Origin of the sequence: Pararobbsia silviterrae (assembly GCF_003628125.1) — a bacterium.
In the GTDB taxonomy this organism is placed as follows: Bacteria; Pseudomonadota; Gammaproteobacteria; order Burkholderiales; family Burkholderiaceae; genus Pararobbsia; species Pararobbsia silviterrae.
The window spans coordinates 23,149-31,537 of record NZ_RBZU01000023.1; the positions used below are offsets into that span (position 1 = coordinate 23,149).

At 57.6% G+C, this 8,389-nt stretch carries 8 protein-coding genes and 1 pseudogene; 2 read left to right on the forward strand and 7 right to left on the reverse strand.

Features of this window, described 5'->3' with window-relative positions:
• Positions 1–10 precede the first annotated feature (10 nt).
• Genes D7S86_RS30480 through D7S86_RS28270 form a run of 4 tightly spaced genes read right to left on the reverse strand, consistent with a single transcriptional unit; the run spans position 11 to position 1,974 of the window.
• Complete coding sequence (locus D7S86_RS30480) at positions 11–142, reverse strand: hypothetical protein (protein WP_276313565.1); 132 nt, start codon at positions 140–142, stop codon at positions 11–13.
• Complete coding sequence (gene arsC / locus D7S86_RS28260; RefSeq protein WP_121091466.1) at positions 123–557, reverse strand: arsenate reductase (glutaredoxin); 435 nt, start codon at positions 555–557, stop codon at positions 123–125. The genes D7S86_RS30480 and arsC overlap by 20 nt, the downstream gene beginning before the upstream one ends.
• Before the next feature lie 20 nt (positions 558–577).
• Complete coding sequence (gene arsB / locus D7S86_RS28265) at positions 578–1,657, reverse strand: ACR3 family arsenite efflux transporter (protein WP_121091467.1); 1,080 nt, start codon at positions 1,655–1,657, stop codon at positions 578–580.
• Complete coding sequence (locus tag D7S86_RS28270; RefSeq protein ID WP_121091468.1) at positions 1,651–1,974, reverse strand: ArsR/SmtB family transcription factor; 324 nt, start codon at positions 1,972–1,974, stop codon at positions 1,651–1,653. Before D7S86_RS28270 ends, arsB begins: the two co-directional genes overlap by 7 nt.
• Positions 1,975–2,518: 544 nt before the next feature.
• On the opposite strand from D7S86_RS28270, the gene D7S86_RS28275 reads away from it, so the two are divergent.
• Both D7S86_RS28275 and D7S86_RS29350 read left to right on the forward strand, forming a co-directional pair.
• Positions 2,519–3,460 (forward strand): hypothetical protein, encoded by a 942-nt coding sequence (locus D7S86_RS28275; protein ID WP_121091469.1) that lies wholly within the window; start codon positions 2,519–2,521, stop codon positions 3,458–3,460.
• Between the two features lie 293 nt (positions 3,461–3,753).
• Entirely contained in the window at positions 3,754–4,365 is a 612-nt protein-coding gene (locus tag D7S86_RS29350) for a hypothetical protein (RefSeq protein WP_147432515.1), read from the forward strand.
• A 32-nt stretch (positions 4,366–4,397) separates the two neighbouring features.
• Here the strand turns inward: D7S86_RS29350 and gltS are convergent.
• The 3 genes and pseudogenes from gltS to D7S86_RS28295 all read right to left on the reverse strand — a co-directional run bounded on the left by gltS (position 4,398) and on the right by D7S86_RS28295 (position 7,303).
• Positions 4,398–5,095, reverse strand: a pseudogene (gene gltS, locus D7S86_RS28285) (sodium/glutamate symporter).
• A gap of 122 nt (positions 5,096–5,217) precedes the next feature.
• Positions 5,218–6,432 carry a Na+/H+ antiporter NhaA gene (gene nhaA / locus D7S86_RS28290; protein ID WP_121091471.1) on the reverse strand — a complete coding sequence of 405 codons (1,215 nt, stop codon included), beginning with the start codon at positions 6,430–6,432 and terminating at the stop codon, positions 5,218–5,220.
• A gap of 121 nt (positions 6,433–6,553) precedes the next feature.
• Positions 6,554–7,303: a carbonic anhydrase family protein gene (locus D7S86_RS28295; RefSeq protein ID WP_121091475.1), complete on the reverse strand. Its 750-nt coding sequence runs from the start codon at positions 7,301–7,303 to the stop codon at positions 6,554–6,556.
• Positions 7,304–8,389 lie beyond the last annotated feature (1,086 nt).

The window sequence follows — 8,389 nt, forward strand, 5'->3', positions numbered from 1 at the left end:
CTCTCCACCTCTAGATCAGCAGGATACGGGGCGCATGCGCGGACGCCTTCGTGGCCTGAAGGCGCTGGATATCGAGCACGCAGAACAGCGCTGCATCGACCTGTGGAAGCTCGGTGGTGATATTAGTTACCGGCGCGGACACGCTTGCTCTCCGTGTCGATAACCAGTTCGCTGTCCTCTTTCGTGAACGCTCCGCGTTGTGCCTCAGGCAGGATGTCAAGCACGACTTCAGACGGGCGGCACAGGCGCACCCCCATAGATGTCACCACGAAAGGACGGTTGATAAGAATGGGGTGCGCCATCATCGCGTCGAGCAACTGGTCGTCGGTCAGTGCCGGGTTGTCCAGGTGCAGTTCGGCATAGGGCGTTCCATTCTGGCGCAGCACATCGCGCACGCTCAGGGCCGATTGCGTGATCAGCTCGACGAGCGTCTCACGCGACGGCGGGTTCTTGAGGTATTCGATAACGATGGGTTCGATACCCGCGTTGCGGATCATCGCGAGCGTATTACGCGAGGTGCCGCAGTCCGGGTTGTGATAGATAGTGACTTCGCTCATTGCATTGCTTCCTAAAGCGTTCAGGCGCACTCGTACCAGTTCTTCGAACGGTTGACGATACGCACCACGAGCAGCATGACCGGGACTTCGATTAGCACGCCCACGACCGTCGCAAGCGCCGCGCCGGAGTTGAAACCGAACAGGCCGATTGCCGTGGCGACGGCCAGCTCGAAGAAGTTCGACGCACCGATCAGCGCAGACGGGCACGCGATGTTGTGCTTCTCGCCGACCGCGCGATTGAGCCAATAAGCAAGCGCCGAATTGAAGAACACCTGAATCAGGATAGGCACGGCGAGCAGCACGATCACGAGCGGCTGCTTAAGGATCGCCTCGCCTTGGAAGGCGAAAAGGAGCACCAGCGTGGCGAGCAGCGCGGTGATCGACCATGGACCGACCTTTGCCATCGTCGCTTCGAATGCGGCTTCGCCACTCGCGAGCAGCACCTTGCGCAGGGTCTGCGCGAGGATCACCGGGATGACGATGTATAGCGCGACCGACGTGAGCAGCGTCGCCCAGGGCACCGTGATGGCCGAGATGCCGAGCAGCAGGCCAACGAGCGGCGCGAACGCGACCACCATGATGCCGTCGTTGAGTGCGACTTGCGAAAGCGTAAAGAGTGGATCGCCGCCCGTCAGACGGCTCCAGACGAACACCATCGCGGTACACGGCGCGGCGGCCAGCAAAATAAGCCCGGCCACATAGCTGTCGAGCTGCGCGGCAGGCAGCGTCGGCGCAAAGAGGTGCTTGATGAAGATCCACGCGAGGAACGCCATCGTGAACGGCTTGACGAGCCAGTTGACCACGAGCGTGACGCCGATGCCCTTGATGTGCTGACGCACCTCGTGCAGCGTGCCGAAATCGACCTTCATCAGCATCGGCACAATCATCACCCAGATCAGCAATCCGACCGGCAGGTTGACCTGGGCGTATTGCATGCGTCCGATAGCCTGAAAGACGCTCGGCACCGTCTGGCCGAGCAGGATGCCCGCAACGATGCAGAGGGCGACCCAGACGGTCAGATAGCGCTCGAAGAAGCCGATGCCCGGTTTCGACGCGCTTTGGCGCACAGCGGAAATGTTGGGGACGTTCTCGTTCAGCATTGGCACGAACCTGCGCTCGGGCTCACGCAGGGCTGCCCCTGGCAACAGTTCTCGGTCAGAAAGCCGAGAACTGCATTCATTTGTTCGTAGGCTGCCCGATAGATCAAGGTGCGTCCGTCGCGCCGCTGCGTGATCAGTCCAGCGTTCGTCAACTCCTTCAAGTGAAAAGAGAGCGTCGCATTGGGCACGTCGAGTTGTGTCGCGATGGTGCCGGGTGTGAGCCCATCTGGACCGGCAACGACCAGCATGCGGAACACGCGCAGGCGCAAGTCATGGGCGAGCGCCGCTAAGGCGTGAACGATGTCTTTTTCTTCCATATTTCCAATATAGTCGAAACATATTGGAGTGACAAGACAGTTCCGTCTACCTTCGGCTTGAGAGCAGCCACTCGGGAATCCAGCTCAAGTGGCCGCTGAGGGTCGATGTGAGCCCGCCGCGTCAGGCAGTGATCGGCCATGAGCGGCCGTTGGTGGTCGCTGAGCGACTGTCCGTTTCTGATCGCAGGTCGGACCTTGTCGCGCGATGCCCCGAAAGCACTTCGAATCGTAGGCCGACATGGGGTGCCTATTCGTTGAACGAGATCCAAGTAGGGGTCCCATTTCGACGCCCGAGTGACGCGCGCCGACGCCGCGCTACGGGTCGCGTCAACAACGAGCTCCGCATTCACCACAGATCACGATTGCTCGAAAATACTACAGGGTGTATCCGTAGAGGAGAAATCGAATATAAATCCATAATCTACGGGGAGACCTCGTGAGAAATCCACCTGTTTTGCCCAAGTTTGTATCAGTGGTGAGTGCACTTTTAGCAGCTACGTTACTTCCGGGGTGCGTTCCAGTACCGGGTAGTACGAGAGTTTTTATGCAAGATACAGTCGTTCAGGCGAACGGCAATGACTACGAATTCAAGCGTTACTTCGAATGCAATAAGACCGAAGATCTGAGCGAAGCCGGTGATGGATTTCACGCGCACTGGCACACCGTTGGCACGGGCTACACGACCGTGACAGTGGGACCGTATGTTTTGATGTACTACATTGGAGGGGACTGTGATTCGCCGACACAAGACCTTTCTGTGCCGCCGCAAAGCCTCTTGCCAATGTTCGACACGCGCTTTTTGAGGATACTGGATAGCGCAGCAAATCCACAGAGGCTCGACCTATTGGTCGACAGAACAGACGGCTATCCCGTGGTGCTCAAGACGAACGTCGTCTCCCGAATTGAGCGTGCCGAGCAACATCTCGGCCCAGCTGACCCCGATCTCGCGTTAAAGGAGATCATACGGAGAAAACAACACGGTTTTCAACGTGTCGAGATAAAGATCATTCCCATGGATGTGTGGGGTGTTTCAAATGATGCTCAACGGTACTTTGGTCAGTTGAAGTCTGTCACGATAGCTCGCGTCGGCGAAGCGCCTCCTAGAAGCGGTCGAGCTGAGAGTGCCGTGCGATTCCCATACTTCCTTCAGCGAAAATACCAAAGAGGCGCGCACGGTGAGGTCGTAGGATTGACTAGCCTAAACAGCACATATGATGGCGGATCTTTTGTAATCGATGCACATTCGCCGGATGGAGTGCAAACGTGGTACGCGACAACGGAAACGCGAATGGCGCGGCGTAACAGTTCACCCGCCGCAAGGGTGAGCTATAAGGGAGTGGAATTTGAAGTGACGGGGCTGCAAGAAGTCTATGATCCGGACACCAAAAACATTCTTCTATTTACGAATTACGTCATGCCGTACCCATGGGGCGGTCCGGAGCCCGTCGATATCAAACAGTTGAGCGAGTCGCCTGCTAGCCAATAGGTCGTCGACGGGGCATGTAGTCTGCGGAGCGACCGTTGTCTCCAACGTTACGGCCGCTCGGTACTGAAGTAAGAGTGGCTCAGATGGGTCGAAGAGCGACCGGCGCGTACGCCTGCTACTTTCGACAGAAAAAAGACGTTTACTTACCCCGCTTCTCGGCTTAGGTTGACGCAGTAGGATGCGTCCGTCTTCGAATTATCTAGGGGCTGGCTGAGGTTCCGCGTGAGGAAGGCTGGTGTGACGCAATTGGGTCGTTCGACGTGATCGATCTCGAACACACTTATCGGACTGTCATGACTCCCGTCAGCGAAAAGTGGCATCAGAGATGTGCGCTGCCTCGTGTGCTATCGATCGCAGTATCGTTTCTGAATTTCGGTCTTTCGCCGACCGCGGCTCGGGCGGACGCGATGGCCGTCACTGAAGAAGTCTGCGTGACCGACGGGACGTATCCAATGTTCGGCGGTGGCACGACCGACTTCTCTCGCGACAAGACCTGCTTTAGCCGGCCCGCAACAGACACCTATCCGTGGGAAAAAAAATCGCGAGGCGCGACAAAAGGCGCCCCGGACCCGTTCAACGGATCACGAGTGGTGCGCTACGACTACCACGACGCGCTGATCCACTGTACGAAGCGTGACATGCGGCTGCCGACGGTCGATGAACTGAGGGCGCTGTTCGCCTTCGCGAACACGGGTAGCGATACTGGCGATGCGAACCAAGTTGCGATCGTCGCCCCCAAAAACGATGCGCGTTATTCAGATGGTCTCTATGGCTGGGGGGGCGGTAGTCCGTATTGGTCACGCACGTTCGCCGGCAAAGGCTTTCACAAAGCGGTCAATCTGGGCAATGGTCCCGTGAGCACTATCCACGATTCGCACCAGAACTACGTATCGTGCATACGCTAAATGGCCTCGTCATGCTGTCGGCTCGACCGGCTTTATTGACAAATCGGCAGTAGCAGAAACAGTTTGATGACGATCGCGTTTGCGATATCGATAAAGAACGCTCCCACCATTGGCATCACCAAGAACGCCAGGTGCGACGGGCCGAACCGATCGGTGATTGCCTGCATGCGAGCGATTGCCGTCGGCGTAGCCCCGAGACCGAAACCGCAGTGCCCGGCGGCCAGCACCGCCGCGTCATAGTTGCTCCGCATGACGCGAAAGATAACGAAGATGGCATAGGCAGCCATCGCCAGTGCCTGCGCGACCAGGATGGCGAACAGGGGGAGTGCGAGCGAGACGAGATCGCCCAGGCGCAGGCTCATCAATGCGATCGCGAGAAAGAGTCCGAGGCTTACATTGCCGAGCAGCGATACTGCCCGCTCGAAGATCCTATACCAGCCAAGAGCGGCGAGTCCGTTGCTTAGAACGACGCCGACGAACAAGACGCAAATAAAGGCGGGAAACTCGAACGCTGTGCCGGCCAATTGCGATGCGGCCGCGGCGTCCACGGCGAGGCAAACGGCAATCAGCGCGACCGTCTCGATGACGGCGTCCGATGTGATCGGGCGGACAGCTTCGGTTGCTCGAAACCCGTCGTGTCCACGACGTCGGAGTCCAGGTCAGGCGCGAGATCATAGCGTGTGATCAGACATTTCGCGACCGGTCCGCCGATCAACCCTCCAAGAATCAACCCGAACGTGGCTCACGCGATCGCAATCTCCGCCGCCGCCCGACCAGAAGTACCAGAGAAGCAGCCGTCAGCGTTTCCAGTGCGTCGACGCCCACGATGTTCTTCTCCACGTGAGAGATCGATTAGTTCGCTTCGTGAGGTGGGGTCGTGCCCGGTCGACCGGCAGCGAATCTGAGCAACAGATATCCGGTCACGCCCGATAGCACGGAACCCGCGATCACCCCTAACCGGAGGGGCGTGAAGTAGTGAGGGCCTTCGAAAGCGAGGGAGCCGATGAACAGACTCATGGTAAAGCCCACGCCGCACAACGCGGAGACGCCCAGCAACTGGCGCCAGCTGACGCCCTCAGGGAGTCTGGCCAGATGGAGCTTGATCAGCGTGGCGCTCGCACCGAAAACGCTGACGAGCTTGCCGACGAAAAGCCCTTCGGCGATGCCAAGCGGGAGTGGCTCTGTGAGCGCCGTCAGCGTCACACCAGCGAATGACACGCCAGCGTTGGCGAAAGCGAAGATCGGTAAAACGCCGAAGGCGACCCAGGGGTGAAGGCTGTCTTCAAGCCGGTGCAGGGGGGCTTGGCCTTGAGCGTCCTTCGTCTTCAACGGCACGGCGAAAGCGATGGCAACCCCTGCGAGCGTCGCATGAACGCCGGACTTAAGCACGAAAATCCACAGGATCACGCCAACAATAACGTAAGGACCGATTCGCGTGATCTTCAGCAGGTTCAGGGCAATCAGCACCACAATTGCCAGCGCAGCTGACAATAGCATCGCGATGGAAAGGTCAGCTGTGTAAAACAGCGCAATGATCACGATCGCACCGAGATCGTCGGCGATCGCCACTGCAGTGAGGAAGATTTTCAGCGACACCGGCACCCGGTTCCCGAGCAACGAAAGAATGCCAAGCGCAAATGCGATGTCGGTGGCGGTGGGAATGGCCCAGCCATTCAAGGCGCCGACGTTCCCACGGTTGACCAGGAAGTAAATCAGTGCCGGCACGACCATTCCGCCGACTCCTGCGACCACAGGTAACACGACCTGCGCGGGAGTCGAGAGCTCTCCCTCAATGACCTCGCGTTTGACCTCGAGTCCGACCAGAAGAAAAAAGATCGCCATCAAGCCATCGTTGATCCACAGTAACAACGGCTTCGCGATGATTAACGATCCGAAGCGCACCTCCACGGGGATCCTCAACAAATCGTCGTAAGCGTGTCGAAGCGGCGAGTTGCTGCAAATGAGCGCGAGTACGGCGGCGGCCATCAGCAGCAGTCCGCCTGCCGATTCAAGTCTGAAGAAGTCGGAGATCCCGTCGGTCGCTTTGCGAAACGCTTTGTCGATCACCGTGTCCGTCCTTTGTCTGCGTCAACGTGTGAAGGTGCTTTGGTTCACCGACCACCGTGAGCTGCTTCGCACGATCTCAAGGGGCGTTCACGCAGGGCGAGTACGTGCGCTTGCACTATGTTCAGCCCAGGAATTCGACCCGTCCTCCGTTCAGGTGATACATCGCCCCCAGCATTTTTATTTTTCCATCCTTCTCCATTGCGGCAAGCACGGGGCTCCCGCTTCGTATTGCGTCGATCGTGCGTCGAACGTTTGTGGTGGCCACCGCATCGACGAAAGCATCATTCTTGCTGCTTCTGTCGCCCGCGTACTGTGTTTCATCCACAGCGGGCTTGATCTTCGCCAGAAGTCCCGTCAGGTTACCGAGTTCAACGTGATCAATGGCACCCTTGATGGCTCCGCACGCGGTGTGCCCCATCACCAGAATGACTTTGGCGCCGGCCGCCGCACAAGCAAACTCCAAACTTCCAATGAGATCGTCATTGGCAATGTTGCCGGCGATACGCGCGTTGAAGGTGTCTCCGATTCTCGCGTCAAAGAGGATCTCGGCCGGAGCTCGTGAGTCGATGCAACTCAGAATCACTGCGGCCGGATATTGGCCACCGGCAGTCGCTCTCTTCTGCGCTAAATAATCGTAAGCCTGCATTTTCCCCGAGCGGAAACGCTCATTTCCTTGTTTTAGGTGCTCAATAATTTGGTCCGGCGTCAAACTGTCTCGCTCGGACTGCGTTAGAGCCGCTGCGCTAGCCGATTCAACGCGCGCTATGGGTGCGGCAAGCCCAACGATTGCAACGCTTAGCGAAGTCTTCAATAGGGTACGTCTCGCTATGCCGGAGGACCCTGCCTGACAGCAATCAGTTGCATTGTGCATATCATTCTCCAAGAACAATCGCAAATCGATGATTTTTGCAACGCCAGTTCTATTCGCTCAACGTTTAAATATCGCAGCAGATGGCCAGCTCGATGTCGCACGGTACGGCGATGGTGTGGCTCGTTTCCGCCAGGTACGACATGGCGTTGCAGCGGGATCGTCTTCGAGAACGAGAGAGGGTCGACGCAGTGTGAGCCCATGTCACCGTCAACTTTCGGGGCCTTGGCGACTTGCTTTACGGGACGCCGTATCTGACCCATTGCGCTTGCTCCGTGCAGATCGATGCGTCGCCAACTACGAGCACGCCGAGATGATTCGCTGCTGCGATTCATCGGACACGTCGCTTTGGTCTCGCGATCGGACTGGCTGGAACAATCGGCCGGACCACCTGTTTGGTGCTTCCAGCATAGTCCAAAAAACTTGACGTTTTCAGCGAGCTCCGCTCACCACTGCGCGTTGTGTCGGCAGAGCGAAGCGTGGCCACGCTCAACGAAAAGCAATACGTGTATATCGGGAAGTGCTGAGTGTGTGCATCGTTCGATATTTACGGTACCAACCTATACTTCGATATCATCGCTTTAGCACGGAGTGCGATCGATCGACGTCATCCGTGACCGTCGCCAGATGACGGCAACGCGTCGATCGTATGCGTTAATCAATGGACCTTTCAGTTTCTAAGCGTGGGAATTAACAACCCAGCGTTCTGAAAAATATCATCAGTTAAACGTTTCGAAACGAAAAGAACAGGTAGCCGATGCTTAGTACGGACTGTTAAGCATAGGTGGCCCGCCATGCCGCGTCCAAGAATACCCGATCATCTGGTCGCCGAATGCGGTGTCTACTACGCCGCGTGCCTTTGGAATGACGCAAAAGAGTCTTTGATTGAGCTTGAGGCCGTTATCGCACTACGCGATGATGTGGACGCCTCATGCTCCGCAAGGTCCCAGATGTCGCAAAATGTGTTGTGAGCATTGTTGTGAACAACGCCCACAAGGGCCACGACGAAGACGACAACGAGGCCGAACGTCATCCTTCGGATGACGAGCCGTTCTCGGCGCTCGCGTTCAAGATCATGACGGACCCGTT